Annotated in this window: 43 protein-coding genes and 1 rRNA gene; 38 read left to right on the forward strand and 6 right to left on the reverse strand. The window is 40.2% G+C overall.

What is annotated here, in order from left to right; genetic code table 11:
- The 33 genes from tuf to H1X92_RS02360 form a co-directional block, all read left to right on the forward strand.
- The coding region (gene tuf / locus H1X92_RS02200) for an elongation factor Tu (RefSeq protein ID WP_180558647.1) at positions 1-1,184 on the forward strand (1,184 nt) is incomplete at its 5' end.
- A 167-nt stretch (positions 1,185-1,351) separates the two neighbouring features.
- Complete coding sequence (locus H1X92_RS02205; RefSeq protein ID WP_225506334.1) at positions 1,352-1,561, forward strand: (2Fe-2S)-binding protein; 210 nt, start codon at positions 1,352-1,354, stop codon at positions 1,559-1,561.
- 146 nt (positions 1,562-1,707) lie between these two features.
- Positions 1,708-2,184: a bacterioferritin gene (bfr, locus tag H1X92_RS02210; RefSeq protein WP_180558667.1), complete on the forward strand. Its 477-nt coding sequence runs from the start codon at positions 1,708-1,710 to the stop codon at positions 2,182-2,184.
- Positions 2,185-2,488: 304 nt separating this feature from the next.
- Entirely contained in the window at positions 2,489-2,800 is a 312-nt protein-coding gene (rpsJ, locus tag H1X92_RS02215; RefSeq protein WP_001181005.1) for a 30S ribosomal protein S10, read from the forward strand.
- A gap of 32 nt (positions 2,801-2,832) precedes the next feature.
- Positions 2,833-3,462, forward strand: a complete 630-nt coding sequence (gene rplC / locus H1X92_RS02220; RefSeq protein WP_180558668.1) for a 50S ribosomal protein L3 — start codon at positions 2,833-2,835, stop codon at positions 3,460-3,462.
- 16 nt (positions 3,463-3,478) lie between these two features.
- A complete protein-coding gene (gene rplD / locus H1X92_RS02225) occupies positions 3,479-4,084 on the forward strand; it encodes a 50S ribosomal protein L4 (RefSeq protein ID WP_026823179.1) in 606 nt (201 codons plus the stop codon).
- Complete coding sequence (rplW, locus tag H1X92_RS02230; protein ID WP_032116384.1) at positions 4,081-4,383, forward strand: 50S ribosomal protein L23; 303 nt, start codon at positions 4,081-4,083, stop codon at positions 4,381-4,383. The genes rplD and rplW overlap by 4 nt, the downstream gene beginning before the upstream one ends.
- 19 nt (positions 4,384-4,402) lie before the next feature.
- Entirely contained in the window at positions 4,403-5,227 is an 825-nt protein-coding gene (rplB, locus tag H1X92_RS02235) for a 50S ribosomal protein L2 (RefSeq protein WP_180558669.1), read from the forward strand.
- A 14-nt stretch (positions 5,228-5,241) separates the two neighbouring features.
- Positions 5,242-5,520, forward strand: a complete 279-nt coding sequence (rpsS, locus tag H1X92_RS02240; RefSeq protein ID WP_026823176.1) for a 30S ribosomal protein S19 — start codon at positions 5,242-5,244, stop codon at positions 5,518-5,520.
- A 14-nt stretch (positions 5,521-5,534) separates the two neighbouring features.
- Entirely contained in the window at positions 5,535-5,867 is a 333-nt protein-coding gene (gene rplV, locus H1X92_RS02245; RefSeq protein ID WP_026823175.1) for a 50S ribosomal protein L22, read from the forward strand.
- Between the two features lie 17 nt (positions 5,868-5,884).
- On the forward strand, positions 5,885-6,595 hold the full coding sequence (rpsC, locus tag H1X92_RS02250; protein ID WP_032116387.1) for a 30S ribosomal protein S3: 711 nt from the start codon (positions 5,885-5,887) through the stop codon (positions 6,593-6,595).
- The gene (gene rplP, locus H1X92_RS02255; RefSeq protein ID WP_032116388.1) at positions 6,595-7,005 is read left to right on the forward strand and encodes a 50S ribosomal protein L16; all 411 of its coding nucleotides are present in this window, start codon (positions 6,595-6,597) and stop codon (positions 7,003-7,005) included. The genes rpsC and rplP overlap by 1 nt, the downstream gene beginning before the upstream one ends.
- On the forward strand, positions 7,005-7,196 hold the full coding sequence (rpmC, locus tag H1X92_RS02260) for a 50S ribosomal protein L29 (RefSeq protein WP_026823172.1): 192 nt from the start codon (positions 7,005-7,007) through the stop codon (positions 7,194-7,196). Before rplP ends, rpmC begins: the two co-directional genes overlap by 1 nt.
- On the forward strand, positions 7,196-7,450 hold the full coding sequence (gene rpsQ, locus H1X92_RS02265) for a 30S ribosomal protein S17 (RefSeq protein WP_026823171.1): 255 nt from the start codon (positions 7,196-7,198) through the stop codon (positions 7,448-7,450). The genes rpmC and rpsQ overlap by 1 nt, the downstream gene beginning before the upstream one ends.
- A 179-nt stretch (positions 7,451-7,629) precedes the next feature.
- Positions 7,630-8,001 carry a 50S ribosomal protein L14 gene (gene rplN, locus H1X92_RS02270; protein ID WP_026823170.1) on the forward strand — a complete coding sequence of 124 codons (372 nt, stop codon included), beginning with the start codon at positions 7,630-7,632 and terminating at the stop codon, positions 7,999-8,001.
- 12 nt (positions 8,002-8,013) lie between these two features.
- Positions 8,014-8,328: a 50S ribosomal protein L24 gene (gene rplX, locus H1X92_RS02275; protein ID WP_026823169.1), complete on the forward strand. Its 315-nt coding sequence runs from the start codon at positions 8,014-8,016 to the stop codon at positions 8,326-8,328.
- 15 nt (positions 8,329-8,343) lie between these two features.
- Positions 8,344-8,883, forward strand: coding sequence for a 50S ribosomal protein L5 (rplE, locus tag H1X92_RS02280; protein WP_026823168.1), 540 nt, complete (start codon positions 8,344-8,346; stop codon positions 8,881-8,883).
- Between the two features lie 12 nt (positions 8,884-8,895).
- On the forward strand, positions 8,896-9,201 hold the full coding sequence (gene rpsN / locus H1X92_RS02285; protein WP_180558670.1) for a 30S ribosomal protein S14: 306 nt from the start codon (positions 8,896-8,898) through the stop codon (positions 9,199-9,201).
- A gap of 33 nt (positions 9,202-9,234) precedes the next feature.
- Positions 9,235-9,627 (forward strand): 30S ribosomal protein S8, encoded by a 393-nt coding sequence (gene rpsH, locus H1X92_RS02290; protein ID WP_026823166.1) that lies wholly within the window; start codon positions 9,235-9,237, stop codon positions 9,625-9,627.
- 14 nt (positions 9,628-9,641) lie between these two features.
- Positions 9,642-10,175 carry a 50S ribosomal protein L6 gene (rplF, locus tag H1X92_RS02295; RefSeq protein WP_180558671.1) on the forward strand — a complete coding sequence of 178 codons (534 nt, stop codon included), beginning with the start codon at positions 9,642-9,644 and terminating at the stop codon, positions 10,173-10,175.
- Between the two features lie 9 nt (positions 10,176-10,184).
- Positions 10,185-10,538, forward strand: coding sequence for a 50S ribosomal protein L18 (rplR, locus tag H1X92_RS02300; RefSeq protein ID WP_180558672.1), 354 nt, complete (start codon positions 10,185-10,187; stop codon positions 10,536-10,538).
- Between the two features lie 14 nt (positions 10,539-10,552).
- Positions 10,553-11,053 carry a 30S ribosomal protein S5 gene (gene rpsE, locus H1X92_RS02305; protein WP_026823163.1) on the forward strand — a complete coding sequence of 167 codons (501 nt, stop codon included), beginning with the start codon at positions 10,553-10,555 and terminating at the stop codon, positions 11,051-11,053.
- 6 nt (positions 11,054-11,059) lie between these two features.
- On the forward strand, positions 11,060-11,239 hold the full coding sequence (gene rpmD, locus H1X92_RS02310; RefSeq protein WP_026823162.1) for a 50S ribosomal protein L30: 180 nt from the start codon (positions 11,060-11,062) through the stop codon (positions 11,237-11,239).
- A 3-nt stretch (positions 11,240-11,242) separates the two neighbouring features.
- Complete coding sequence (rplO, locus tag H1X92_RS02315) at positions 11,243-11,677, forward strand: 50S ribosomal protein L15 (RefSeq protein WP_180558673.1); 435 nt, start codon at positions 11,243-11,245, stop codon at positions 11,675-11,677.
- Between the two features lie 7 nt (positions 11,678-11,684).
- Positions 11,685-13,010 (forward strand): preprotein translocase subunit SecY, encoded by a 1,326-nt coding sequence (secY, locus tag H1X92_RS02320; RefSeq protein ID WP_180558674.1) that lies wholly within the window; start codon positions 11,685-11,687, stop codon positions 13,008-13,010.
- 43 nt (positions 13,011-13,053) lie between these two features.
- Positions 13,054-13,170, forward strand: a complete 117-nt coding sequence (gene rpmJ, locus H1X92_RS02325; RefSeq protein ID WP_026823159.1) for a 50S ribosomal protein L36 — start codon at positions 13,054-13,056, stop codon at positions 13,168-13,170.
- Between the two features lie 147 nt (positions 13,171-13,317).
- Positions 13,318-13,674, forward strand: coding sequence for a 30S ribosomal protein S13 (gene rpsM, locus H1X92_RS02330; protein ID WP_026823158.1), 357 nt, complete (start codon positions 13,318-13,320; stop codon positions 13,672-13,674).
- A 16-nt stretch (positions 13,675-13,690) separates the two neighbouring features.
- On the forward strand, positions 13,691-14,080 hold the full coding sequence (rpsK, locus tag H1X92_RS02335; protein ID WP_002919257.1) for a 30S ribosomal protein S11: 390 nt from the start codon (positions 13,691-13,693) through the stop codon (positions 14,078-14,080).
- Between the two features lie 35 nt (positions 14,081-14,115).
- Positions 14,116-14,736 carry a 30S ribosomal protein S4 gene (gene rpsD / locus H1X92_RS02340; protein ID WP_026823157.1) on the forward strand — a complete coding sequence of 207 codons (621 nt, stop codon included), beginning with the start codon at positions 14,116-14,118 and terminating at the stop codon, positions 14,734-14,736.
- Between the two features lie 25 nt (positions 14,737-14,761).
- Positions 14,762-15,751, forward strand: a complete 990-nt coding sequence (locus H1X92_RS02345; protein ID WP_026823156.1) for a DNA-directed RNA polymerase subunit alpha — start codon at positions 14,762-14,764, stop codon at positions 15,749-15,751.
- Between the two features lie 37 nt (positions 15,752-15,788).
- The gene (rplQ, locus tag H1X92_RS02350; RefSeq protein ID WP_180558675.1) at positions 15,789-16,178 is read left to right on the forward strand and encodes a 50S ribosomal protein L17; all 390 of its coding nucleotides are present in this window, start codon (positions 15,789-15,791) and stop codon (positions 16,176-16,178) included.
- A 121-nt stretch (positions 16,179-16,299) separates the two neighbouring features.
- Positions 16,300-16,713, forward strand: coding sequence for a Zn(2+)-responsive transcriptional regulator (zntR, locus tag H1X92_RS02355; protein WP_180558676.1), 414 nt, complete (start codon positions 16,300-16,302; stop codon positions 16,711-16,713).
- A gap of 77 nt (positions 16,714-16,790) precedes the next feature.
- The gene (locus H1X92_RS02360; protein WP_180558677.1) at positions 16,791-16,964 is read left to right on the forward strand and encodes an alternative ribosome-rescue factor A; all 174 of its coding nucleotides are present in this window, start codon (positions 16,791-16,793) and stop codon (positions 16,962-16,964) included.
- Between the two features lie 33 nt (positions 16,965-16,997).
- Here the strand turns inward: H1X92_RS02360 and mscL are convergent, their stop codons facing one another.
- The 5 genes from mscL to def form a co-directional block, all read right to left on the reverse strand.
- The gene (gene mscL / locus H1X92_RS02365; RefSeq protein WP_180558678.1) at positions 16,998-17,396 is read right to left on the reverse strand and encodes a large-conductance mechanosensitive channel protein MscL; all 399 of its coding nucleotides are present in this window, start codon (positions 17,394-17,396) and stop codon (positions 16,998-17,000) included.
- Between the two features lie 88 nt (positions 17,397-17,484).
- Positions 17,485-18,861, reverse strand: a complete 1,377-nt coding sequence (trkA, locus tag H1X92_RS02370) for a Trk system potassium transporter TrkA (RefSeq protein WP_180558679.1) — start codon at positions 18,859-18,861, stop codon at positions 17,485-17,487.
- Positions 18,862-18,910: 49 nt separating this feature from the next.
- Positions 18,911-20,191 carry a 16S rRNA (cytosine(967)-C(5))-methyltransferase RsmB gene (gene rsmB, locus H1X92_RS02375; protein WP_180558680.1) on the reverse strand — a complete coding sequence of 427 codons (1,281 nt, stop codon included), beginning with the start codon at positions 20,189-20,191 and terminating at the stop codon, positions 18,911-18,913.
- Between the two features lie 55 nt (positions 20,192-20,246).
- Positions 20,247-21,212 carry a methionyl-tRNA formyltransferase gene (gene fmt / locus H1X92_RS02380; RefSeq protein ID WP_180558681.1) on the reverse strand — a complete coding sequence of 322 codons (966 nt, stop codon included), beginning with the start codon at positions 21,210-21,212 and terminating at the stop codon, positions 20,247-20,249.
- Between the two features lie 33 nt (positions 21,213-21,245).
- On the reverse strand, positions 21,246-21,761 hold the full coding sequence (gene def, locus H1X92_RS02385; RefSeq protein WP_180558682.1) for a peptide deformylase: 516 nt from the start codon (positions 21,759-21,761) through the stop codon (positions 21,246-21,248).
- A gap of 125 nt (positions 21,762-21,886) precedes the next feature.
- Between def and dprA the strand changes: the two genes are divergently transcribed.
- From dprA to aroE, 4 genes are read left to right on the forward strand one after another with little or no spacing between them, the layout of a single operon-like run.
- The gene (gene dprA, locus H1X92_RS02390; RefSeq protein WP_180558683.1) at positions 21,887-22,960 is read left to right on the forward strand and encodes a DNA-processing protein DprA; all 1,074 of its coding nucleotides are present in this window, start codon (positions 21,887-21,889) and stop codon (positions 22,958-22,960) included.
- Between the two features lie 16 nt (positions 22,961-22,976).
- Positions 22,977-23,519, forward strand: a complete 543-nt coding sequence (locus H1X92_RS02395; protein ID WP_180558684.1) for a DNA topoisomerase family protein — start codon at positions 22,977-22,979, stop codon at positions 23,517-23,519.
- Positions 23,520-23,542: 23 nt separating this feature from the next.
- A complete protein-coding gene (locus tag H1X92_RS02400) occupies positions 23,543-24,112 on the forward strand; it encodes a Sua5/YciO/YrdC/YwlC family protein (RefSeq protein WP_180558685.1) in 570 nt (189 codons plus the stop codon).
- Positions 24,113-24,117: 5 nt separating this feature from the next.
- Positions 24,118-24,930: a shikimate dehydrogenase gene (aroE, locus tag H1X92_RS02405; RefSeq protein WP_180558686.1), complete on the forward strand. Its 813-nt coding sequence runs from the start codon at positions 24,118-24,120 to the stop codon at positions 24,928-24,930.
- Between the two features lie 81 nt (positions 24,931-25,011).
- On the opposite strand, the gene H1X92_RS02410 is transcribed toward aroE, so the two are convergent.
- Complete coding sequence (locus H1X92_RS02410; protein WP_180558687.1) at positions 25,012-25,542, reverse strand: gamma carbonic anhydrase family protein; 531 nt, start codon at positions 25,540-25,542, stop codon at positions 25,012-25,014.
- Between the two features lie 611 nt (positions 25,543-26,153).
- On the opposite strand from H1X92_RS02410, the gene H1X92_RS02415 reads away from it, so the two are divergent.
- Positions 26,154-26,546 (forward strand): 16S ribosomal RNA (locus H1X92_RS02415); the annotation flags it as partial.

A 26,546-nucleotide genomic window follows, 5' to 3' on the forward strand; every position in this document is an offset into this window, starting at 1 on the left:
TGTCTAAAGAAAAATTTGAACGTAAAAAACCGCACGTTAACGTTGGTACAATCGGCCACGTTGACCATGGTAAAACAACTTTAACCGCAGCAATCACTACCGTATTAGCGAAAAAATATGGTGGAAATGCGCGAGCATTTGATCAAATAGATAATGCACCAGAAGAAAAAGCGCGCGGGATCACCATTTCTACTTCTCACGTAGAATACGATACCCCTAGCCGCCATTATGCCCACGTAGATTGCCCAGGCCACGCAGATTATGTAAAAAACATGATCACCGGTGCGGCACAGATGGACGGTGCAATTTTAGTGGTAGCAGCAACCGATGGCCCAATGCCACAAACACGTGAGCATATCCTATTAGGCCGCCAGGTAGGAGTTCCTTATATCATCGTTTTCCTAAACAAATGTGACATGGTTGATGATGAAGAGTTGCTGGAACTGGTTGAAATGGAAGTACGTGAGTTGCTTTCTCAGTATGATTTCCCAGGAGATGACACGCCGGTAATCAGAGGTTCAGCGTTGAAAGCGCTGGAAGGCGTTGCAGAGTGGGAAGAGAAAATTATTGAGTTAGCCGATGCGTTGGATAGCTATATTCCAGAGCCAGAGCGTGCGATAGATAAGCCATTCTTGTTGCCAATTGAAGATGTGTTTTCAATCTCAGGCCGTGGAACGGTAGTAACAGGTCGAGTAGAGCGTGGTATAGTAAAAGTTGGTGAAGAAGTCGAAATAGTAGGGATTAAAGAGACGACGAAAACTACGTGTACGGGCGTAGAAATGTTCCGCAAACTGTTGGACGAAGGACGTGCAGGAGAGAACGTAGGTGTATTATTACGTGGTACAAAGCGTGAAGATGTAGAGCGAGGTCAAGTATTGACCAAACCAGGTTCAATCAAACCGCATACTCAATTTGAATCAGAAGTCTATATTTTGAGCAAAGATGAGGGCGGACGCCACACGCCATTCTTTAAAGGTTATCGTCCCCAGTTTTATTTTAGAACGACGGATGTCACGGGCACAATCGAATTGCCAGAAGGCGTGGAGATGGTAATGCCAGGCGATAATATCAACATGAAAGTGACGTTGATAGCGCCAATCGCGATGGATGAAGGGTTGCGTTTTGCGATCCGAGAAGGCGGTCGTACAGTTGGTGCGGGTGTCGTGGCTAAAATTATTGCTTAATTAGATATTAAATTTGAAAAAAGAGGCGAAAGCCTCTTTTTTTATGTAGGCTATAAAATTTTTACCGATACACATAATTCTATGTGTATATAATTTAAACCAACATCTAAATATTGAAATGAAAATTATTATCATTTAATATTAGCGCGGGATTGTAATTTACCGGTATGAAAATGTATATCTGTCTATGTAATCGAATTAGTGATAAAACAATAAAAACTTTAGTTCGGGATAATCGCATAACTTCCATTAGTGGATTAAAGAAGTGTGTATCTATTGGTAGTCATTGTGGGAAATGCCTAGCTCAAGCAACTGAGCTAATTAAAACTGAACAAATAAAATTAGCTGCTGTTACTGAAATTGAAACAGTGCAATGAATTAATAGAATAAATTTAAATGTTATAAAAAACCTTTCTAGCTGTAATCAATAAATTACTTGTCATTTTTTCAATAAAATATTTTTCTATTCTGTTCGTCTAACAATTTCTATCTACACTTTAGATACTGGAAGTGGAGGAAAAAAATGAAAGGCGATAAAAAAATGATCACCCATTTAAATAAATTATTGGGTAATGAGCTTGTTGCAATCAATCAATATTTTTTACATGCCCGTATGTTTAAAAATTGGGGTTTAGTACGTCTTAACGATATTGAATATGAAGAATCTATCGATGAGATGAAACATGCTGATAAATATATCGAAAGGATCCTCTTTCTTGAAGGGATACCTAATTTGCAGGATTTAGGTAAATTAAATATTGGTGAGAATGTAGAAGAAATGCTTAAATCTGATTTACAGCTTGAACTGGATGGAGCGAAAGATTTGCGTTCAGCAATTACTTATGCAGATTCAGTTGGTGATTATGTTAGTCGTGATTTAATGATTGAAATACTAACCGATGAAGAAAATCATATTGATTGGCTGGAAACGCAATTGAGTTTGATAGCAAGTATAGGCCTAAAAAATTACTTACAGTCTCAGCTCCGAGAAGAGAAATGATTTAACAGGTATTTATTTTTTTATTTATTAAGATATCTCACAAATATTATTGCATAAGATTTTTATATATAAATTTTATGCAATTTTTTTTATCTATGGCTTGCTCTTATTTTGAAATTACGTATAATGCACGGGCTCTTTAATTTAGGGGCCTGGTCGTAAAAGCTAGCAAGCAGTAAAACTGCGTTAAAAACAATACCTCCGATTTGGAGGTTATTATGAGAACGATTACACTCCCCTATCAATCGAAATGGGTGCGAGGAGTAATTTTTTACGTTTATAAAATAGTTGGAGCTCTGGTCTCATGCAGAACCAAAGAATCCGTATCCGCCTGAAAGCCTTTGATCATCGTTTAATTGATCAATCAACTGCGGAAATCGTTGAAACTGCTAAGCGCACTGGCGCTCAAGTACGTGGTCCGATCCCGTTACCTACACGTAAAGAACGTTTTACCGTTCTGATTTCGCCGCATGTTAATAAAGATGCACGTGATCAGTACGAAATTCGTACTCATAAGCGTCTGGTTGACATCGTTGAGCCAACTGAAAAAACCGTTGATGCTCTGATGCGTCTGGATCTGGCTGCCGGTGTAGATGTGCAGATCAGCCTGGGTTAATCAGGTCGTTGCGCGATTGAGAGGTTGAAACAATGTTTGGTTTAGTCGGGAAGAAAGTAGGAATGACGCGTATCTTCACTGAAGATGGTGTTTCTATTCCTGTAACTGTTATCGAAATAGAAAATAACCGAGTGACTCAGGTTAAGAGCCTGGAAACCGATGGTTATAATGCAATTCAGGTTACTACGGGTAGCAAAAAAGCAAACCGTGTAAAAAAACCTGAAGCTGGGCATTTTGCTAAAGCTGGTGTTGAAGCTGGTCGTATCCTACGTGAATTTCGTTTGAGTGAAAATGAAGAATTTACCGTAGGTCAAAGCATTAGTGTTGAAATTTTTGCTGACGTCAAGAAAGTCGACGTTACTGGTACCTCTAAAGGTAAGGGTTTTGCTGGTACGGTTAAACGCTGGAATTTTCGCACTCAGGACGCTACTCATGGTAACTCCTTGTCACACCGTGTTCCGGGTTCTATTGGACAAAACCAAACGCCGGGTAAGGTATTTAAAGGCAAGAAAATGGCAGGCCAATTGGGTAATGAACGTGTAACTGTTCAAAGTCTGGATGTAGTACGCGTTGACGCTGAGCGTAATCTGCTGTTGGTCAAGGGTGCTGTTCCAGGTGCGACTGGTAGCAACCTGATTGTAAAACCAGCTGTTAAGGCATAACGTCGAGGAGATAGGAATGGAATTGGTAATGAAAGACGCGCAAAGCGCGCTGACTGTTTCCGAAACTACCTTCGGGCGTGATTTCAATGAAGCGCTTGTGCATCAAGTAGTTGTTGCGTATGCAGCTGGTGCTCGTCAAGGTACTCGTGCTCAGAAAACTCGTGCTGAGGTTTCAGGTTCTGGTAAAAAACCATGGCGTCAGAAAGGCACTGGTCGTGCACGTGCTGGTTCAGTTAAGAGCCCAATTTGGCGCTCTGGTGGTGTCACTTTCGCAGCGAGACCACAGGACCACAGTCAAAAAGTAAATAAAAAGATGTACCGCGGTGCTTTGAAAAGCATCTTGTCCGAATTGGTACGTCAGGATCGTCTAATAGTTGTCGAAAAATTTGCTCTGGAAGCACCAAAAACTAAGCTTCTCGTGCAAAAATTAAAGGAAATGGCTCTGGATGACGTATTGATCGTCACGAATGAGGTTGATGAAAACTTGTTTTTAGCAGCTCGTAACTTATACAAAGTTGATGTTCGTGATGCAATAGGTATCGATCCTGTTAGTCTAATTGCCTTCGACAAAGTAGTTATGACGGCTGACGCTGTGAAGCAAATTGAGGAGATGCTAGCATGATCCGTGAAGAACGTCTGCTAAAAGTACTACGTGCACCGCATGTCTCTGAAAAAGCTTCTACAGCGATGGAAAAAAGTAACACCATCGTGCTTAAAGTTGCGAAAGATGCAACTAAAGCAGAGATTAAGGCTGCCGTACAAAAACTGTTCGAAGTTGAAGTCAAAGGTGTAAATACACTACTGGTTAAAGGCAAAACCAAACGCCACGGTCAGCGAATTGGTCGTCGTAGCGACTGGAAAAAAGCTTACGTCACTCTGAAAGAAGGCCAGAATCTGGACTTCATCGGTGGTGCAGAGTAAGTCGGAGGAGTAAAGAACAATGGCAGTTGTTAAATGTAAACCTACGTCTCCGGGCCGTCGCCACGTATTTAAAGTGGTTAACCCTGAGCTGCATAAGGGCAAACCTTATGCCCCGTTGCTAGAAAAAAGCAATAAAACCGGTGGACGTAACAATAATGGTCGTATTACTACGCGTCATATTGGTGGTGGTCACAAGCAGCATTATCGTCTGATTGACTTTAAACGTAATAAAGATGGTATCGCTGCTACTGTTGAACGTCTGGAATATGATCCAAACCGTTCTGCGAATATTGCATTAGTTCTCTATAAAGATGGAGAACGCCGTTATATTCTGGCACCAAAAGGCTTAAAAGCTGGTGACCAAATTCAGTCTGGTGTAGATGCAGCAATTAAAACAGGTAATGCTTTACCTATGCGTAATATTCCTGTCGGTTCAACAGTTCATAATGTTGAGCTTAAGCCAGGTAAAGGCGGTCAGTTGGCTCGTTCAGCTGGTGCTTATGTGCAAATCGTTGCACGTGATGGTAGTTATGTAACTATCCGTCTACGTTCTGGCGAAATGCGTAAAGTACTTTCTGATTGCCGTGCAACATTAGGTGAAGTTGGTAATGCGGAGCATATGCTACGTGTTCTGGGTAAAGCTGGTGCTAGCCGCTGGCGTGGAATTCGCCCTACCGTTCGTGGTACAGCGATGAACCCAGTAGACCATCCACATGGTGGTGGTGAAGGTCGTAACTTTGGTAAACACCCAGTAACACCTTGGGGCGTTCAAACCAAAGGTAAGAAGACCCGTAGCAATAAGCGTACTGATAAATATATCGTACGTCACCGTTCTAAAAAATAATTAGAGGATAAACCATGCCACGTTCTCTCAAGAAAGGTCCTTTTATTGACCTGCACTTGCTGAAGAAGGTAGAGAAAGCGGTGGAAAGCGGAGACAAAAAGCCTCTCAAGACTTGGTCCCGTCGTTCAACGATCTTTCCTAACATGATCGGTTTGACCATCGCTGTCCATAATGGTCGTCAGCATGTTCCAGTTTATGTTACCGACGAAATGGTTGGGCATAAATTGGGTGAATTCGCGCCGACCCGTACTTATCGCGGCCATGCGGCCGATAAAAAGGCCAAGAAACGTTAAGGTAGGAGGAAGAGATGGAAACTATCGCTATGCATCGCCACGCTCGTTCTTCTGCTCAGAAGGTTCGTTTAGTGGCTGATCTGATTCGCGGTAAGAAAGTGTCGCAAGCTCTAGAAATTCTGAACTATACCAACAAGAAAGCTGCTGGTTTAGTGAAGAAAGTACTTGAGTCTGCTATCGCTAACGCCGAGCACAACGATGGTGCTGATATTGATGACTTAAAAGTTACGAAAATTTTCGTTAACGAAGGTCCAACTATGAAACGCATCATGCCTCGCGCGAAAGGCCGTGCAGATCGTATTTTGAAGCGCACCAGCCACATTACTGTGGTTGTGTCCGATCGCTGAGACTCTGGAGACTAGCAATGGGTCAGAAAGTACATCCTAATGGTATTCGCCTGGGTATTGTCAAACCTTGGAACTCTACTTGGTATGCGAATACAAAAGAATTCGCTGACAACCTAGACAGCGATTTTAAAGTACGCCAGTATTTGAATAAAGAACTGGCAAAGGCATCTATTTCACGTATCGTTATCGAACGTCCTGCGAAGAGCATCCGTGTAACTATTCACACTGCTCGTCCTGGTATCGTTATTGGTAAAAAAGGTGAAGATGTCGAGAAACTGCGTAAGACAGTAGCAGATATTGCTGGTGTTCCTGCGCAAATCAATATTGCTGAAGTACGTAAGCCTGAACTGGATGCTAAATTAGTTGCTGATAGTATCGCTTCACAGCTGGAACGTCGTGTTATGTTCCGTCGAGCTATGAAACGTGCAGTACAAAATGCTATGCGTCTAGGTGCAAAAGGTATAAAAGTGGAAGTCAGTGGTCGTTTAGGCGGCGCTGAAATTGCACGTACTGAGTGGTATCGTGAAGGCCGTGTGCCATTGCACACCTTGCGTGCTGATATCGATTATAACACTGCAGAAGCGCACACCACTTATGGTGTACTCGGCGTTAAGGTATGGATCTTCAAAGGTGAGATTCTAGGTGGTATGGCTGCTGTTGAACAGGTTGAAAAACCGACAGTTCAACCTAAAAAGCAGCAGCGTAAAGGCCGCAAGGAGAGTCGCTGATGTTACAACCAAAGCGTACGAAATTCCGTAAAATGCATAAAGGTCGCAATCGCGGTCTGGCTGCGGGTACGGATGTTAGCTTCGGCACTTTCGGTCTGAAGGCAGTAGGTCGTGGACGTCTGACTGCACGTCAGATTGAAGCGGCACGTCGTGCCATGACCCGTGCAGTTAAGCGTCAGGGTAAAATCTGGATCCGTGTGTTCCCAGATAAACCTATTACTGAAAAGCCACTTGAAGTGCGTATGGGTAAAGGTAAAGGTAACGTAGAGTATTGGGTTGCCTTGATCCAACCTGGCAAAGTTCTTTATGAAATGGACGGTGTTCCAGAAGAGCTAGCTCGTGAAGCATTCAAGTTGGCAGCAGCAAAACTGCCTATCAAAACCACCTTTGTAACTAAGACGGTGATGTAATGAAAGCAAAAGAGCTGCGCGAAAAAAGCGTTGAAGAGTTGAACACTGAACTGCTTAATCTGCTACGTGAGCAATTTAACTTGAGTATGCAGGCAGCAAGTGGCCAACTGCAACAGTCTCACCTGTTGAAACAAGTACGTCGTGATATTGCACGCGTTAAGACTTTATTGACTGAAAAGGCGGGTGCGTAATGAGCGATAAAATCCGTACTTTGCAAGGTCGTGTAACTAGCGATAAGATGGAGAAATCTATTGTCGTTGCTATTGAGCGTATGGTAAAACATCCTTTATATGGTAAGTTTATCCGTCGTACGACCAAATTGCATGTACATGACGAGAACAATGAATGTGGTATCGGTGATCTAGTGGAAATCCGTGAAACCCGCCCACTGTCCAAAACAAAGTCATGGACACTTGTTCGCGTTGTAGAAAAAGCTGTTCTGTAATAGGATAGCCATTTCATAATAGAATAAGCGGCTCTTAACAAAGCGGCCGTTTATTTTTTCTGTCCATATTGATGATGTGGTGTTATAATGCTGCGCCCTCATATATGGGTAATTGTACTGCCTCTTCAATTTATATAGGAAGCGGCTTAGTTGTAGTTGACATTTAGCGGAGCACTAAAATGATCCAAGAACAGACTATGCTGAACGTAGCCGACAACTCCGGCGCACGTCGCGTAATGTGTATCAAGGTTCTAGGTGGCTCGCACCGTCGCTACGCAGATGTAGGTGATATCATCAAAATTACTGTTAAAGAAGCAATTCCACGCGGTAAAGTAAAAAAAGGTGATGTCCTGAAAGCGGTAGTGGTGCGCACCAAGAAGGGTGTTCGTCGCCCTGACGGTTCTGTCATTCGCTTCGATGGCAATGCTTGTGTGTTGTTAAACAATACAAGTGAGCAAGTTATCGGTACGCGTATTTTTGGGCCGGTAACTCGTGAACTTCGTACTGAGAAGTTTATGAAAATTATCTCTCTGGCACCAGAAGTACTCTAAGGAGCGGGCACAATGGCAGCGAAAATCCGTCGTGATGACGAAGTTATCGTGTTGGCTGGCAAAGATAAAGGCAAGCGCGGTAAAGTAAAACAGGTTCTTTCTTCTGGTAAAGTCATTGTTGAAGGGATTAATCTGGTTAAAAAACATCAGAAGCCTGTCCCGGCTCTGAATCAACCAGGTGGCATCGTCGAAAAAGAAGCAGCAATTGATGTTTCTAACGTTGCAATCTTTAATGTGACAACTGGCAAGGCTGACCGAGTAGGTTTTAGAATTGAAGATGGCAAAAAAGTGCGTTTCTTCAAATCTAATAGTGAAACTATTAAGTAATTTTTGGAGTATACGATGGCGAAACTGCATGATTACTACAAAGACGAGGTAGTCCAAAAGCTGATGACTCAGTTTGGCTACAATTCTGTCATGCAAGTCCCTCGGGTCGAGAAGATCACCCTGAACATGGGTGTTGGTGAAGCTGTTGCTGATAAAAAGCTGCTTGATAATGCAGCTGCTGATTTAGCGGCAATAACAGGACAAAAACCATTTATCACCAAAGCGCGCAAATCTGTTGCAGGCTTCAAAATCCGTCAGGGCTATCCAATCGGCTGTAAAGTGACCCTGCGTGGCGAACGTATGTGGGAATTCTTTGAGCGTCTGATTTTTATTGCTGTACCACGTATTCGTGATTTCCGTGGTTTATCCACAAAATCATTTGATGGTCGCGGTAACTACAGCATGGGTGTACGTGAACAAATCATCTTTCCTGAAATCGATTATGATAAAGTGGATCGTGTACGTGGTTTAGATATTACTATCACCACGACTGCGAAATCAGATGATGAAGGTCTTGCACTGTTGATGGCGTTTAACTTTCCGTTCCGTAAGTAAGGCAGGGTATTCATGGCTAAACAATCAATGAAAGCACGTGATGTGAAACGTGCAAAATTAGCTGAAAAATTCTTTGCAAAGCGCACAAAATTGAAAGCTATTATTTCTGATGTGAATACATCTGATGAAGATCGTTGGAATGCTGTTCTTAAGCTGCAAACGCTGCCACGTGATTCCAGCCCTTCTCGTCGACGCAACCGCTGTCGTCAAACTGGGCGTCCGCATGGTTTTCTGCGGAAATTTGGTCTAAGCCGTATTAAAGTCCGTGAATCCGCTATGCGCGGTGAAATCCCGGGTCTTAAAAAGGCTAGCTGGTAATTATCACCAATTGAATCACGGGAGTAAAGACAGATGAGCATGCAAGATCCCATCGCGGATATGCTAACCCGTATCCGTAACGGTCAGGCCGCTAATAAAGCTGCGGTCAACATGCCTTCCGCTAAGCTAAAAGTGGCGATTGCTACAGTGCTTAAGGAAGAAGGTTATATCGAAGATTATAAAATTGAAGGCGACATCAAGCCAACATTGGAAATTACATTGAAATATTTCCAAGGTAAGGCTGTTGTAGAAAGCATTCAGCGTGTAAGCCGCCCAAGTTTGCGCATCTATAAGAAAAAAGATGAGCTACCACAGGTTATGGCTGGTTTAGGCATTGCTATTATTTCTACTTCTAAAGGTGTCATGACTGATCGTGCAGCTCGCCAAGCAGGTTTAGGTGGCGAAATTCTCTGCTACGTAGCTTAATTCGGGAGGAAAGAATGTCTCGTGTGGCAAAAGCACCTGTCGTCATTCCTGCCGGCGTAGAAGTTAAACTTAACGGTCAGGATATAGCGATTAAAGGTAAAAATGGCGAGCTTACTCGTACAATCCATAAAGCTGTTGAAGTCAAACATGCTGATAATCAATTAACGTTTGCACCTCGCGAAGGTTTTGCTGATGCATGGGCACAAGCGGGTACAGCGCGTTCTTTATTGAATGCAATGGTTATTGGTGTTACCGAAGGCTTCACTAAGAAACTTCAGCTGGTTGGTGTCGGTTATCGTGCAGCTATTAAAGGCAATAGTGTAAGTTTGTCTTTAGGTTTCTCTCATCCGGTTGAGCATGTGCTGCCAGCAGGTATTACTGCAAAATGTCCTTCACAGACTGAAATTGTGTTGGAAGGTGCAGATAAACAGGCAATTGGGCAAGTTGCAGCAGAATTGCGTGCTTACCGTCGTCCTGAACCTTATAAAGGTAAAGGTGTTCGTTACGCCGATGAAATCGTGCGTACTAAAGAGGCTAAGAAGAAGTAAGGTAACACTATGGATAAGAAAGTAGCTCGTATCCGTCGTGCGACCCGCGCACGCCGCAAACTCCATGAACTGGGTGCAACGCGCTTGGTGGTACACCGTACCCCTCGTCATATTTATGCGCAGGTTATTGCACCAAACGGTTCTGAAACTTTGGTGGTTGCTTCTACTATAGAAAAAGCTATCAATGAGCAAGTAAAATACACAGGAAACAAAGAAGCCGCAGCAGTAGTTGGTAAAATAATTGCTGAGCGCGCGTTGGAAAAAGGCATCAAAGAAGTTGCTTTTGACCGCTCTGGTTTCCAATATCATGGTCGAGTCCAGGCACTGGCAGATGCTGCCCGTGAAGCTGGCCTTCAGTTCTAAGGTAGAGGTGTAAGATGGCTCACATCGAAAAACAAGCTGGCGAACTGCAGGAAAAGCTGATCGCGGTAAATCGTGTAGCTAAAACTGTTAAAGGTGGCCGTATTTTTAGTTTTACTGCACTAACTGTTGTTGGTGATGGTAACGGTCGTGTTGGTTTTGGCTATGGTAAAGCACGCGAAGTTCCGGCAGCAATCCAGAAAGCGATGGAAAAAGCCCGTCGCAACATGAAAAACGTCGCTCTCAATAATGGTACTTTGTATCATCCAGTAAAAGGTGCTCACACAGGCTCTCGCGTGTTTATGCAACCTGCTCATGAAGGTACGGGTATTATCGCAGGCGGTGCAATGCGCGCTGTATTGGAAGTTGCCGGTGTTCATAACGTACTGGCTAAAACCTATGGTTCCACGAACCCAATTAATGTTGTTCGTGCAACACTGGATGCTTTAGACAGTATGAAGTCTCCAGAAATGGTCGCAGCTAAGCGTGGTAAATCCGTCGAAGAAATTCTGGGGTAATGGACCATGGCTAAGACTATTAAAATTACACAAGTTCGCAGTTCTATTGGTCGTTTGCCAAAGCATAAGGCAACATTGACTGGTTTAGGTCTGCGTCGTATCGGTCATACTGTAGAACGTGAAGATACACCAGCGATCCGCGGCATGATCAATTTGGTTTCCTACATGGTTAAAGTTGAGGAGTAACAGATGCGCTTAAATACTCTGTCTCCAGCTGAAGGTGCTAAACATGCACCTAAACGCGTAGGTCGCGGTATTGGTTCCGGTTTAGGTAAAACGGGCGGACGTGGTCATAAAGGTCAGAAGTCTCGTTCTGGCGGTGGCGTACGTCGTGGTTTTGAAGGCGGTCAAATGCCTTTATATCGTCGTTTACCAAAATTTGGTTTTACTTCACGTAAAGCAATGATCTCTGCAGAAGTTCGTTTGTCAGACTTTGCTAAAGTTGAAGGCGATGTCATTGATCTGAATACGCTGAAAGCTGCTAATATAGTTGGCATTCAAATAGAATATGCGAAAGTTATTCTTTCTGGTGAAGTTAATCGTCCAGTTACTGTGCGTGGTCTTCGTGTAACAAAAGGTGCACGGACTGCAATTGAAGCCGCTGGCGGTAAAATCGAGGAATAAGTTACAGATGGCAAAACAACCAGGTTTAGATTTTCAAAGTGCTAAAGGTGGCATAGGCGAACTTAAACGCAGGCTTTTGTTTGTAATTGGGGCGCTGATTGTTTTCCGTATTGGTTCTTTTATTCCTATTCCTGGTATTGATGCCACTGTGCTTGCCAAATTGCTTGAACAGCAAAGAGGCACCATCATTGAAATGTTTAATATGTTTTCAGGTGGTGCGCTTAGTCGTGCTTCTATCTTTGCGTTGGGAATTATGCCGTATATTTCGGCATCAATTATTGTCCAATTACTGACAGTAGTTAATACACGGTTAGCAGAGATTAAGAAGGAAGGGGAAGCCGGTCGTCGTAAAATTAGCCAGTATACGCGTTATGGTACTTTGGTATTAGCGATATTCCAATCTATTGGTATTGCGACAGGTTTGCCTAATATGGCCGGAATGCAGGGGCTGGTAATCAATCCTGGTTTTCCGTTTTATTTCACGGCTGTTGTTAGTTTAGTGACAGGAACAATGTTTTTGATGTGGCTAGGCGAGCAAATTACTGAAAGAGGTATTGGAAACGGTATCTCTATCATTATCTTTGCAGGTATCGTTGCGGGGCTCCCGCCGGCTATCGGCCATACCATTGAACAAGCTCGGCAAGGCGATTTGCACTTCCTCCTGTTGTTGTTGATTGCAGTTTTAGTATTTGCTGTGACTTATTTTGTGGTTTTTATGGAGCGTGGTCAGCGCCGTATAGTGGTTAACTACGCAAAACGTCAACAAGGTCGTCGCATTTATGCTGCACAAAGCACACATTTACCATTAAAAGTAAATATGGCAGGCGTTATTCCTGCAATTTTTGCTTCCAGTATTATACTGTTCCCAGGTACAATAGCTTCCTGGTTTGGTGATGGAACAGGTTGGGGTTGGCTGACAGCTATTTCAATGTATTTGCAGCCAGGACAACCGCTTTATGTGTTACTTTATGCATCTGCAATCATCTTCTTCTGTTTCTTTTATACGGCATTAGTTTTTAATCCGAGAGAAACAGCAGATAACCTGAAGAAGTCCGGTGCATTTGTACCAGGAATTCGTCCGGGAGAGCAAACGGCAAAGTATATCGACAAAGTAATGACGCGCCTCACATTAGTAGGTGCATTGTACATTACTTTTATTTGCTTAATCCCGGAGTTCATGCGTGACGCAATGAAAGTTCCATTCTATTTTGGTGGTACTTCACTTCTAATTGTCGTCGTCGTTATTATGGACTTTATGGCTCAAGTGCAAACTCTTATGATGTCTAGTCAATATGAGTCTGCATTGAAAAAAGCAAATCTTAAAGGTAAATAATTGCTTTTAAATTAATTTGCTTTAGAAGTTACGGAGAGTAAAAATGAAAGTTCGTGCTTCAGTCAAGAAATTATGCCGTAACTGTAAAATCATTAAACGTAATGGTAGTGTTCGTGTGATTTGCAGCGTTGAACCAAGACATAAACAGCGTCAAGGTTAAGAAAAAGCATTTTTTTCTTGCAAAGTTGAGTTGAGCTGGCTAAATTAGCCAGCCAAACTTTTTATCTAAAAAATGTATAACTGTTTGAGTATCCTGAAAGCGGGCTTTTCAGCACAGTTATGCAGTATTTAACTTTAGGAGTGCATAGTGGCCCGTATAGCAGGCATTAACATTCCTGATCATAAACATACCGTAATCGCATTAACATCGATTTACGGCATTGGCAAAACTCGCTCGCAGTCAATCTGTGCAGCAAGTGGTATTGCTGAGCATGTTAAGATCAGTGAGCTGTCTGAAGAGCAAATCGACAAGTTACGTGACGAAGTTGCTAAATACATTGTTGAAGGTGATTTGCGTCGTGAAGTTACCCTAAGCATCAAGCGCCTAATGGATCTTGGTTGCTATCGTGGTTTACGTCACCGCCGTGGTCTTCCTGTGCGTGGTCAGCGTACTAAGACTAATGCGCGTACCCGCAAGGGCCCACGTAAGCCGATCAAGAAATAAGTCGGGGTATTAAATAATGGCAAAAGCACCTATTCGTGCACGTAAGCGTGTAAGAAAACAAGTTTCAGACGGTGTGGCTCATATCCATGCTTCTTTTAACAACACAATTGTTACTATTACTGATCGTCAAGGTAATGCATTGGGTTGGGCAACCGCAGGTGGTTCTGGTTTTCGTGGTTCTCGTAAGTCTACTCCGTTTGCCGCTCAAGTTGCAGCAGAACGCTGTGCTGAAGCAGTGAAAGAGTACGGAATCAAAAACTTAGAAGTTATGGTTAAAGGACCTGGTCCTGGCCGTGAGTCAACTATCCGTGCGTTAAATGCGGCTGGTTTCCGCATTACTAACATTACTGATGTGACTCCGATCCCTCATAACGGTTGTCGTCCACCGAAGAAACGTCGTGTTTAATTACGTTACGTTTTTAGGATTGTTGGAGAAAGAAAATGGCTAGATATTTGGGTCCTAAGCTCAAGCTGAGCCGTCGCGAGGGTACAGATCTTTTTCTTAAGTCTGGCGTTCGCGCGATTGACACCAAGTGTAAATTAGAACAGGCACCTGGACAGCATGGCGCACGTAAACCGCGTCTATCTGATTATGGTGTTCAGTTACGTGAGAAACAAAAAGTTCGTCGTATTTACGGTGTTCTAGAACGTCAATTCCGTAACTATTATAAAGAAGCAACGCGATTGAAAGGCAATACGGGCGAAAATCTGTTGAATTTGCTCGAAGGTCGTTTAGATAATACTGTTTATCGTATGGGCTTTGGCGCAACACGCGCGGAAGCACGTCAGATGGTTAGCCACAAAGCAATCATGGTAAATGGTCAAGTTGTTAATATTGCTTCTTATCAGGTTTCCCCGAATGACGTTATCAGCGTTCGTGAAAAAGCGAAAAAACAGTCTCGTATTAAGGCTGCTTTAGAGCTTGCTGAACAGCGTGAGAAGCCAAGTTGGCTGGAAGTTGATGCTGCTAAGATGGAAGGTGTGTTCAAACGTATTCCTGAACGTGCTGATCTGTCTGCTGACATTAACGAACACCTGATCGTCGAGCTTTACTCTAAGTAAAGCTTAGTACCAAAGAGAGGACACAATGCAGGGTTCTGTGACAGAGTTTCTTAAACCGCGCCTGGTTGATATCGAGCAAATTAGTTCGACTCACGCCAAGGTAACCCTTGAACCGTTAGAACGTGGCTTTGGCCATACTCTTGGTAACGCACTACGCCGTATTTTGCTTTCGTCTATGCCGGGTTGTGCTGTGACCGAGGTTGAAATTGATGGTGTACTGCATGAGTACAGCACTAAAGAAGGTGTGCAGGAAGATATCTTGGAGATTCTCCTTAACCTGAAAGGGCTGGCGGTAAAAGTTCACGGTAAAGATGAAGTTATTCTGACCTTGAATAAATCTGGAATTGGCCCTGTGACTGCCGCCGATATCACCCCTAATGATGATATCGAAATCGTCAAGCCGCAACATGTTATCTGCCATCTAACTGATGAAAGCGCTGCTATTAATATGCGTATCAAAGTACAGCGTGGTCGTGGGTATGTACCGGCTTCTGCCCGTATTCATTCGGAAGAAGATGAGCGCCCAATCGGTCGTTTATTAGTTGACGCATGCTATAGCCCTGTGGAGCGTATTGCCTACAATGTTGAAGCGACGCGTGTAGAACAACGCACTGATTTGGATAAACTGGTTATCGAGATGGAAACTAACGGCACAATCGATCCAGAAGAGGCGATTCGTCGAGCAGCAACTATCTTGGCTGAACAACTCGAAGCTTTCGTTGATTTACGCGATGTTGCTAAGGTTGAAGTTAAAGATGAGAAGCCAGAGTTCGATCCGATTCTGCTGCGTGCAGTTGACGATCTGGAGTTGACTGTCCGCTCTGCTAACTGTTTAAAAGCAGAAGCTATCCACTACATCGGTGATTTGGTTCAGCGCACTGAAGTTGAGTTGCTTAAAACACCTAATCTTGGTAAAAAATCACTTACTGAAATTAAGGATGTTTTGGCATCAAGAGGTTTATCGCTAGGTATGCGTCTAGAAAATTGGCCTCCAGCAAGCATTGCTGATGAATGAGATCACAGGTTAAGGTTTTACTGAGAAGGATAAGGTCATGCGCCATCGTAAGAGTGGTCGTCAATTGAACCGCAATAGTAGCCATCGCCAAGCTATGTTTCGTAATATGGCTGGTTCTTTAGTTCGTCATGAGATTATCAAGACAACTTTACCAAAGGCGAAAGAGTTGCGCCGTGTCGTTGAGCCACTGATTACTCTTGCCAAGACCGACAGCGTAGCTAATCGTCGTCTGGCATTTGCCCGTACTCGTGATAATGAGATCGTGGCAAAATTATTTAATGAACTTGGACCGCGTTTCGCGAGCCGTGCAGGTGGTTATACTCGTATTATGAAGTGTGGCTTCCGTGCCGGTGACAATGCGCCGATGGCTTACATCGAGCTTGTTGATCGTACTGTTGAGTCTCAAGCAGAATTAACTGCAGAGTAAATTTGCAATTACATAAAAAACCGGGATTAATCCCGGTTTTTTATTATCAAAAATTAACTTTTTGTCATTTCATAGTTTGCTATCATAGTGAATGATATTTATACATATATAAGAGGTATTTATGTATCAGATAGGTAAATTAGCTAAGTTGGCAGATGTAACTACAGACACAATTCGTTTCTATGAAAAACAAGGGTTAATGGAACGTCCTAATCGTACAGAAAGCGGTTATCGTCTTTATAGCAGCAAAGATTTACAACGTTTACGTTTTATTCGTTATGCTAAGCAGCTTGGCTTTACTTTGGAATCAATTTCAGAGTTATTGTCTATTCGTATTGATCCTGCTCATCATACATGCCAGGAGTCAAAAAATATTGTAGATGCCCGCTTGCAAGAGATCGAAATTAAAATTATAGAAATGGAGAGAATGAAGGACTCATTAAAAATGCTCAGTGCCGCTTGTTGTGGTAGTAAACATGTTAGTACTAGATGCTCAATTTTAGAGATCCTTGAACAGGGCGCTAATAAACATTAAATGAGATATACATTTTAGCTAAAAGCAAATTTTATAAGTATTTATTCAATTGAGTGATTGATATTGGAGTGTTTAATATGGCAAATTATCAGCATAAACGAGGAGTTATAAAGAAGAGTGCAGTAGCAGCCATACTGCATGATCCTCTATATAGGCAACGAATTGAAAAAAATAAAAAAGGAAAAGGGAGTTATCAACGTAAAATGAAGCATAATAAAGAGCTAACTAGTGAGTTAGTGAGGATTAATTAAAAAAATTTATTATCACTAACTCACTCGTTTAAATTATTTTTGTTTTTTTAGTAAATCACGTATTTCGGTTAATAATGTGACTTCTTTAGTTGGCGCTGCAGCAGGTGCTTCTTCCTTTTCACGACGCAATTTATTTATAAGTTTTATCGCAACAAAAATTGCTATAGCGATGATAAGAAAATCAAAAACATTTTGAATAAAGATACCATAATTTATAACAACAGCGGGTATATTATCGTGGGCTTCTTTTAAGACAAAATGAAATTGCTTAAAATCAATACCTCCAATAAGTAATCCGAGTGGTGGCATAATAATATCGGCAACAAGCGAAGAAACAATTTTGCCAAATGCTGCACCGATAATAACACCTACAGCTAAATCAATAACGTTGCCTTTCATTGCAAATTCACGGAACTCTTTTAAAAAGCTCATAGTCTCCTCACCATTAATCAAAATAAAACGTAAAATTTATAAGAATGTTTAAATTATAATATCTTTTAATATATTTCTATCAAAATTTTTACAAAAAGAATGGGCTAGGTTGGAAGATCTTTTCTACTTCAGGAACGTGTTTTTTATCAGTAATGAACATAATGATGTGATCATCCTGTTCAATAATATGGTAACTATTTGCAATGATGACTTCATCATCACGAACAATAGCACCAATAATAGTGCCAGGAGGAAGTTTTATCTCTGAAATTTTTCGACCAACGACTTTGGATGTGTTTTCATCACCGTGAGCAATAGCTTCTATGGCTTCAGCAACACCTTTACGCAAGGATGAAACATTAATTATATCCGCTTTACGAACATGTCCAAGTAAAGCGGAAATTGTTGCTTGTTGAGGTGATATAGCGATATCAATGACTCCTCCTTGTACAAGATCAACATAAGCAGAACGTTGAATAAGAACCATCACTTTCTTAGCGCCCATTTTTTTAGCTAACATAGCTGACATAATATTGGCTTCATCATCATTAGTTAGTGCTATAAAAACATCTGTTTGCTCGATATGTTCTTCCGCTAGTAGCTCTTGATCTGAAGCATCACCATAAAACACGATTGTATCATGTAATAGTTCGGCTAATTCAGTTGCTCTTTCTTGATCACGTTCGATTAATTTAACACTGTAATCTTTTTCTAGTTGTTTTGCTAAACCAGCACCAACATTACCACCACCCACTATCATAATTCGTTTATAGGGTTTTTCTAGACGTTGTAGTTCACTCATGACAGCACGAATATGCTCAGTAGCTACAACAAAAAAAATTTCATCACCTGCTTCAATAATTGTGGATCCCTGTGGTCGAATAGGTCTATCTTGACGAAATATAGCAGCAATTCGGGTATCAATATGGGGTAAGTGTTCACGTAAATTTGAAAGGGAATTACCTACTAATGAACCTCCATAGTAGGCCTTTGCCGCAACAATACTTACTTTGCCACTTGCGAAGTTAACAACCTGAAGTGCACCAGGATATTGGATTAATTTATAAATATAATCAATAACAAGCTGCTCAGGTGAAATAAGGTAATCAATCGGTATGTGGTCAGGGGTAAAAAGTTTTTCAGTTTCTTTGATATATTCAGATGCGCGTATTCTAGCAACTTTATTTGGCGTGTTAAAAAGAGAATAAGCGATTTGGCATGCAATCATATTAGTTTCATCTGAATTTGTTACAGCGACAAGCATATCAGCATCTTCAGCTCCGGCTTCCCTTAGGACTCTAGGGTATGAGCCATGCCCACTGACAACTCTTAGATCGAATTTATCTTGTAATTGGCGTAAACGTTCAGTATTAGTATCTACGATAGTGATATCGTTGTTTTCATCAACTAAATTTTCTGCGAGTGTTCCACCAACTTGTCCTGCACCTAATATGATAATTTTCATTATATTTTTATCTCACTGCCAGATTGAGTATGTATTCAAAATAGTAGTGTTAATTTTTTATTAGAGAAGCATAAAAGAAACCATCTCCTCCCCGTTGAGTGGGTAATATTTGTTGGCCTAGTTCCATATTGTTATTTAAAGATGCTTCTGGATGATGAAAAAGAAATTTCTTTATTTGTTCTTTGTTTTCATCCGGTAAAATAGAGCAAGTAGCATAAACTAGGGTGCCATTGGTTTTTAAGTAAGGCCAGATAGCCTCAAGAATTTCATATTGTAATTTGACCAATTGCGGGATATCTGTCGGTTTTCTAAGCCATTTTATATCTGGATGCCTACGAATGACACCAGTTGCAGAGCAAGGGGCATCTAGCAATATACGATCAAATTTCGCACCTGATATCCATTCGAATGGTCTACGTCCATCACCAGCAATAACTCTTGCATGTAATTTTAGTCGATTAAGATTTTCTTGGATACGTTTTATTCGTAGTTCATCAATATCAACTGCTAGAACATCAGCTTTTGGCGCAAGTTCAAGTATATACGTTGTCTTACCACCTGGAGCTGCGCAAAGATCAAGAATATATTCACCATTTTTAGGTGCTAATAATTCAACGCATCGTTGAGCTGATAAATCTTGAATGGTTACCCAACCTTGGTCAAATCCTGGTAATTTGTTAATCGCACATGGTTTTTGTAATTTGATAGCAAATTTACTGTCATTACTTAAACTGGCCTCTATACCCGCTTGTTGTAATAGCATTAAATAATCATGAGTAGAATGATATAATTGATTTACTCTTAACCACATAGGTGGTTTTTGGTTATTAACCTCAAGAATCTCTTCCCATTTAGCAGGATAAACTTGCTGAATTTTTTCTAATAGCCATTTAGGATGTAAATAATTATTTTCTTTATTATTGGCTTTTTCATTTAATATTTGTTCTTGCCGTTGGTATTGTCTCAATACACCATTAATTAAGCCTTTTAATTGAGGGAGTTTTAGTGTGATAGCGCCATCAACAGTTTCTGCTAGTGCTGCATGGGAAGGAATACGAGTAAAACGAAGTTGGTAAATTCCTACGATAATAAGATAATGAATAATGCGTTGTTTTCCTTTTAATGGCTTAGTTATTAATTGTTTAATAAACCATTCCAATAAAGGTAACACTCTAAGTACACCAAAACTGAGTTCTTGTAAAAGTGCTTTATCTTTATCTGTTATATTTTTTTGGCATTCGGGTAGTACAGTGCTTAATGATTGTTTTTGATCAATAACCTGGGCAATGACCTGGGCACAAATGCTTCTAAGGTTATATTTTTTATTCATGTTGAATATAATTACCTACTAATGATAAATGCAAGCAAGAAATTTATTTTTAATTTTATTGCATTGGTGAATTTATTATTCTGCCAGGAATAAACAATCCGTGACGAGAGTTTAGAAAATCACTAGCTAACATTATTTTTTTACCGGCCGGTTGTATTTTTAAGATGTTTAAAATACCTTTACCGGTTGCCACTTTAATTCCTGTTTTATCGGCACTTAAAATTGTTCCTGGTGATGAGTCATTTTCATGATAAATGACTTCGGCATACCATACTTTAAAAGCTTTATCTGCAAAAATAAAATAGCTTACTGGCCAAGGATTAAATGCCCGGATACATCGTTCGATTTGTTCTGCCGAAAGTGACCAATCAATTAATGCTTCATCTTTGCTCAGTTTTTCAGCATAGTTAGCAAATGCATTATTTTGCTTTTCTGGTTTTGTTTGATCTGATTTGACTAAATCAAGAGTATGCAGCAGCGCAGTAGGGCCAAGTTTTGCAAGTTTTTGATACAGTATCGCGCTGGTATCTTTTAGTTCAATAGGGCAACTGACTTGATAGAGCATATCCCCGGTATCCAGACCAATATCCATTTGCATAATTGTAATACCTGTTTCTTTATCACCAGCCCAAATTGAGCGTTGAATTGGCGCTGCTCCTCTCCAGCGAGGTAGTAGTGAGCCATGAACATTCAGGCAACCCATTGGTAACATATTTAATACAATTTCAGGTAAAATGAGGCCATATGCGACAACAACCATAACATCGGCATGTTGATTTTCAATCCAGTGCTGACTTTCTGCTGTTTTTAGTGTTGTTGGCTGGAAAACAGGAATATTCGCTTCTTCGGCTAGCATTTTTACTGGGCTTGATGTGAGTTTTCGCCCTCTTCCAGCAGGTTTATCTGGTTGTGTCAAAACGCCAACTATTTGATACTTATGCTGAAAACTGAGTAATGCAGCTAAATGTTGTGCTGCAAAATCAGGGGTGCCGGCAAAAATGATTCGTAGACAGTCTGACACGTAAAGATCCCTATATTAAAAATATGAAAAATATCATTTCTTTGTTTTAGCTTTTAGACGTTCAAGCTTTTCAATTTTTTGCCTAATGCGTTGGCGTTTTAATGCAGAAAGATAGTCAATAAATAATTTGCCATTAAGATGATCTATTTCATGCTGAATACAGATAGCAAGCAGATCATCTGTTTCTAATTCGAACTCTTTACCATTGACATCTAAGGCTTTAATTTTGACCCATTCAGCACGAGGTACGAATGCACGTTGTTCCGGTACAGAAAGACAACCTTCTTCTATTCCCGTTTCACCAGATGTTTCTAAGATAATGGGATTTATAAGTACCAATCTTTCATTACGAGATTCTGAAACATCAATAACAATAATTCTTTGATGAATATTGACCTGCGTTGCGGCTAAACCAATACCTTCTTCTTCATACATCGTTTCAAACATATCATTCACGATACGTTGTATTTCTGCATCAACTTTTTTTACCGGTTCTGCAATTTTGCGAAGACGTTCATCTGGGTAATGTAATATATTTAATACTGACATAAATGTTTAAAGCTATATCCAAAAAGTGAAAGTTATTTAATACCTATTCTAGACATTTCTCGTTATGATTGACAGTATTGGTTATAAATGAAACACACTTATTGCCAATGAAGTCTGGAAAGTATATGGATCCACGGGAAATATGGCTACGCATGAGGATGGTTTCTCACCTTTCAGCTGTTAAGGCTGCAGCAATTGTAGAGAAACTCATTGAATTAAAAAATGTTAAAATTGCTTCTCTTCGAGCATGTGGGTTATCACCCCATCAGTGTGTACAATTCACTCATGCAAATTCAAAAGCTATTTATGCTGCAATGAAATGGCTAGATGTAAGCGAGCATAAACTCATTACGTTATCCGATCCCAACTATCCATATTTGTTAAAACAGATATATTCGCCACCAATTATACTCTTCGTTGCTGGTAAAGAGAAAGCGCTTTATTCCGCTCAAATTGCTGTGGTAGGCAGTCGTTATAATGATTTTTATGGTGAAAAATGGGCTCAAATATTTAGTCAGGAACTGGTGATGCATAAATTTACAATTACCAGTGGCTTAGCAATAGGTATTGATGGGATTAGCCATAGAACCGCATTAGAGCATAATGGACTAACTGTTGCTGTATTAGGTAGTGGTTTAAATAAATTATATCCAACTCAACATACTGCTTTAGCGAATAAAATTAAGGAACAAGGGGCGTTAGTATCAGAATATCTACCAGATACTCCGCCGTTAGCTAAGAATTTTCCTCGTCGGAATCGTATAATTAGCGGCTTAAGTAAAGCAGTAATTGTGATTGCGGCTGGATTAAAAAGTGGTTCATTAATTACGGCTAAATGTGCGTTGGAGCAAGGTAAAGATATTTTTGCTTTACCTGGTGCGTTAGCTAATAGCTTATATGAAGGTAATCACTGGTTAATTCAACAGGGGGCTTATTTAGCCTCTTCGCCCCAAGATGTTATTGAATATTTAAACAGTGGACTACAATGGTTACCAGAAAATAAAATCCTATCTGATAATCTACAGATCGATAATTCTATGAATAATATATTGAGTTATATTGATTATGAACCAACACCTATAGATTTAATTGCTGAAAGAAGTGGCTTATCAGTTATTGAGGTATCTACTCAATTGTTGGAGTTTGAATTGATGGGTAAAGCTATCTTTGTGTCTGGTGGATATATTAGAGTCGACTAATTAAAGTGAGATGAGAATGCAAAAGCCAATCCTTATTGGAAAAAAGGCACATGAAGATAAGGAGTATTGTCCTAAATGTCATAGTGAACTTATTATTCGAAATGGGGGATATGGGCCTTTTGTTGCTTGCTCTAACTATCCTAAATGTGATTATGTTCGGCCTTTAAAACAAGCAGCCGACAGCCAAATAATTAAAGAATTATCGGATTATTTTTGTCCCAAATGTGGGCATAATTTGGTGTTGAAGCGAGGACGTTTCGGTATGTTTGTTGGATGCAGTCATTATCCTCAATGTGAACATACAGAGTTAATTGATAAACCCGATAAAACGTTAGTGGGATGTCCACAGTGTCACGGTGGTGAATTACTGCAAAGAACGTCACGTTTTGGCAAAGTATTTTATGGTTGTAATTGTTATCCTAAGTGTCAATTTGTGGTTAACGCTAAACCAATTTCTGGTAAATGTTCTTTCTGTCAGTATCCATTATTAATAGAAAAAAAGGTTTCACAAGATATGAAAATATTTTGTGCAAATAAATTATGTAATAAACAGCAGTAATAAAAATATATGGAATAATTGGCATGTTTGATGAAATATCCCCTTCGTTTCGAAATATTATTGTAGCGTTAAATGAAGGCAAAATTATAGCATATCCGACAGAAGCTGTTTTTGGCCTCGGATGTGATCCTGATAATGAGAAAGTAGTCCGTCAGTTATTATTATTAAAGCAGCGTTCATGGGAAAAAGGATTAATTTTAATAGCTGGAAACTATGAACAATTAACACCTTATATTGATGATAATAAATTAACTAATTTACAAAAAGAAATGATGCTTTCAACAGGAGCTAAATCTATTACCTGGGTAGTACCTGCCAGAAAAGACACACCAAAATGGTTAACAGGCAAATTTGATTCACTAGCGGTGCGTATTACAAATTTTGAGTTAATTAAAAAGCTTTGTTTTTTATATGGCAAACCATTAATTTCTACTAGCGCTAATTTAAATGGATTATCACCATGCAGAACAAAAGAAGAAGTTATTGCCCAGTTTAATGGCCATGTATCCGTTTTAGAAGGTTCTGTTGGGGGACGTAAAAAACCATCTGAAATTCGAGATATAATAACAGGCCATCTATATCGAAAAGGTTAATGTGAATGGAAGAATTTGCGGTATTTGGCAATCCCGTGCTACATAGTAAATCACCACTTATTCATAAATTATTTGCTGAGCAAACTGGTATTAAATATGATTATGGCAAAGTGTTAGTCCCTGTAAATAAATTTGAGGAAAAATTAGATGATTTTTTTGGTCAAGGAGGAATGGGGGCAAATATTACTCTACCTTTTAAGGAGTTAGCTTACCATAAAGTTGATGAATTAACTGAACAAGCTCAAATATGTGGTTCAGTTAATACTATCAAAAGGTTAGATGATCATAGATTACTAGGTGATAACACTGATGGAATAGGTTTAATTTTAGATCTTGAGCGGTTGAGTTTTATTGAAAAGGGGAGGCATATATTAGTAATTGGTGCTGGTGGTGCCGCACGTGGTGTTATAGCGCCTATTTTAAATTATGGTTGTCGAATAACGATTACGAATCGAACATTTAGTAAAGCAGATGAACTGGCAAAAAAATTTTCTACTATAGGACATATCAATTCATTGATGTTGCAATCTATTCATTCTGCCGAGTATGATTTAATTATCAATGCCACATCTTCTGGTGTTACAGGGAAAGTTCCTGCTATCTCAACGAATATATTTAAGCAAAATGTTTTTTGTTATGACATGTTCTATCGGTTAAATGAAACACCATTTTTAGCATTAGCAAAAACTAATGGGATATTAAAATATGCTGATGGTATTGGGATGTTAGTCGGTCAGGCGGCTTATGCTTTTAAATTATGGCACGGTAAATTACCTGATATTTCATCTGTATTACAGCGATTAAAAGAAAAATGGTGACATAAATTAGTTAGTATATTTTTTACGAAAAAACGATAAAAATGTCAGGTAAAATTGTGTACGGCATTTCTTATAATAAATTTATAAGTAATTATTTTTCCAATTTTTATAATTAGCAGCGGACTGAACTAAGCCTTCTAATTCTTCAGACGTTAATTTTCTAATCTGTTTTACCGGGCTGCCTATATATAAATAACCACTTTCTAATTTTTTGCCTTGTGTGACTAAACTACCTGCGCCTATAACGACATTATTCTCAATCTTTGCGCCATCTAAAATAATTGAACCCATACCCACCAAAATTCGGTTACCAATAGTACATCCATGCAACATAACTTTATGCCCAATGGTAACATCTTCTCCAATAATAAGAGGATACCCTTGGGGATTAAGTTTATTTTTATGTGTAACATGAAGTACGGAACTATCTTGAATATTAGTTCTTGCTCCAATAGAAACGTAATTGACATCACCACGTATGACAGTTAGTGGCCAAACGCTTACATCATCAGAAATGCGTACATCACCAATAACCACAGCCGTTGGATCGATAAACGCATTATTGCCAATGATGGGTTTTAGGTGCAAATAAGGTCTTATATTAGAAATCATTGCTATGTTTATCCTAATTAAATTATTTGAATTGGTTATCAAAGAGTGAATTGATAAATTTGTATTTTATATTATTAAAAATTCTTTTAATTAAATACCCTATAGGCTTATCTTTGCATTTTAAAATTATAGAGTTGACTGGATACTATAAAATCGAGCTAATTTTGTAGAATTTTAATTCATTATGACGAAAATATATTCATATAAATAAAAAAACACAAAAAGTAGTTGAGTAAATTTTTAGGCGCTCTATAATGCGCCCCCACTGAGTCAGGATAGAACGAATCAATTAAAGAGGATTTTATCGACTTAGGGTAAAGAAAAGTAGAAATAACTACTTGACTTTACAGGTGAAAAGCGTAATATACGCCACCTCGCGACCTGGGTCGCACGCTCTTTAACAATTAATCAGACAATCTGTGTGGGCACTCGCAAGACATCATCAAAAACTATTTGAAGATTAAGTCTTGAAGAGTGACAAAACAGTTAATTCATATATGAACTAATAAGCAGTAACGTGATTTTGGGCCACAGCGAAGGCGTTAAAACGTCGACAAAGTGGCAAAAAGAAGCGTTACGGCCAGTAAAACATTCTTTGAGCATCAAACTTTTAATTGAAGAGTTTGATCATGGCTCAGATTGAACGCTGGCGGCAGGCCTAACACATGCAAGTCGAGCGGCAGCGGGAGAAAGCTTGCTTTCTTGCCGGCGAGCGGCGGACGGGTGAGTAAGGTATGGGGATCTGGCCGAAGGCGGGGGATAACCACTGGAAACGGTGGCTAATACCGCATAATCTCTAAGGAGCAAAGTGGGGGACCATTAGGCCTCACACCTTCGGATGAACCCATATGAGATTAGCTAGTAGGTGGGGTAAAGGCTCACCTAGGCGACGATCTCTAGCTGGTCTGAGAGGATGATCAGCCACACTGGGACTGAGACACGGCCCAGACTCCTACGGGAGGCAGCAGTGGGGAATATTGCACAATGGGCGCAAGCCTGATGCA

This window comes from Arsenophonus endosymbiont of Apis mellifera (genome assembly GCF_903968575.1).
Classification (GTDB): domain Bacteria; phylum Pseudomonadota; class Gammaproteobacteria; order Enterobacterales; family Enterobacteriaceae; genus Arsenophonus; species Arsenophonus apicola.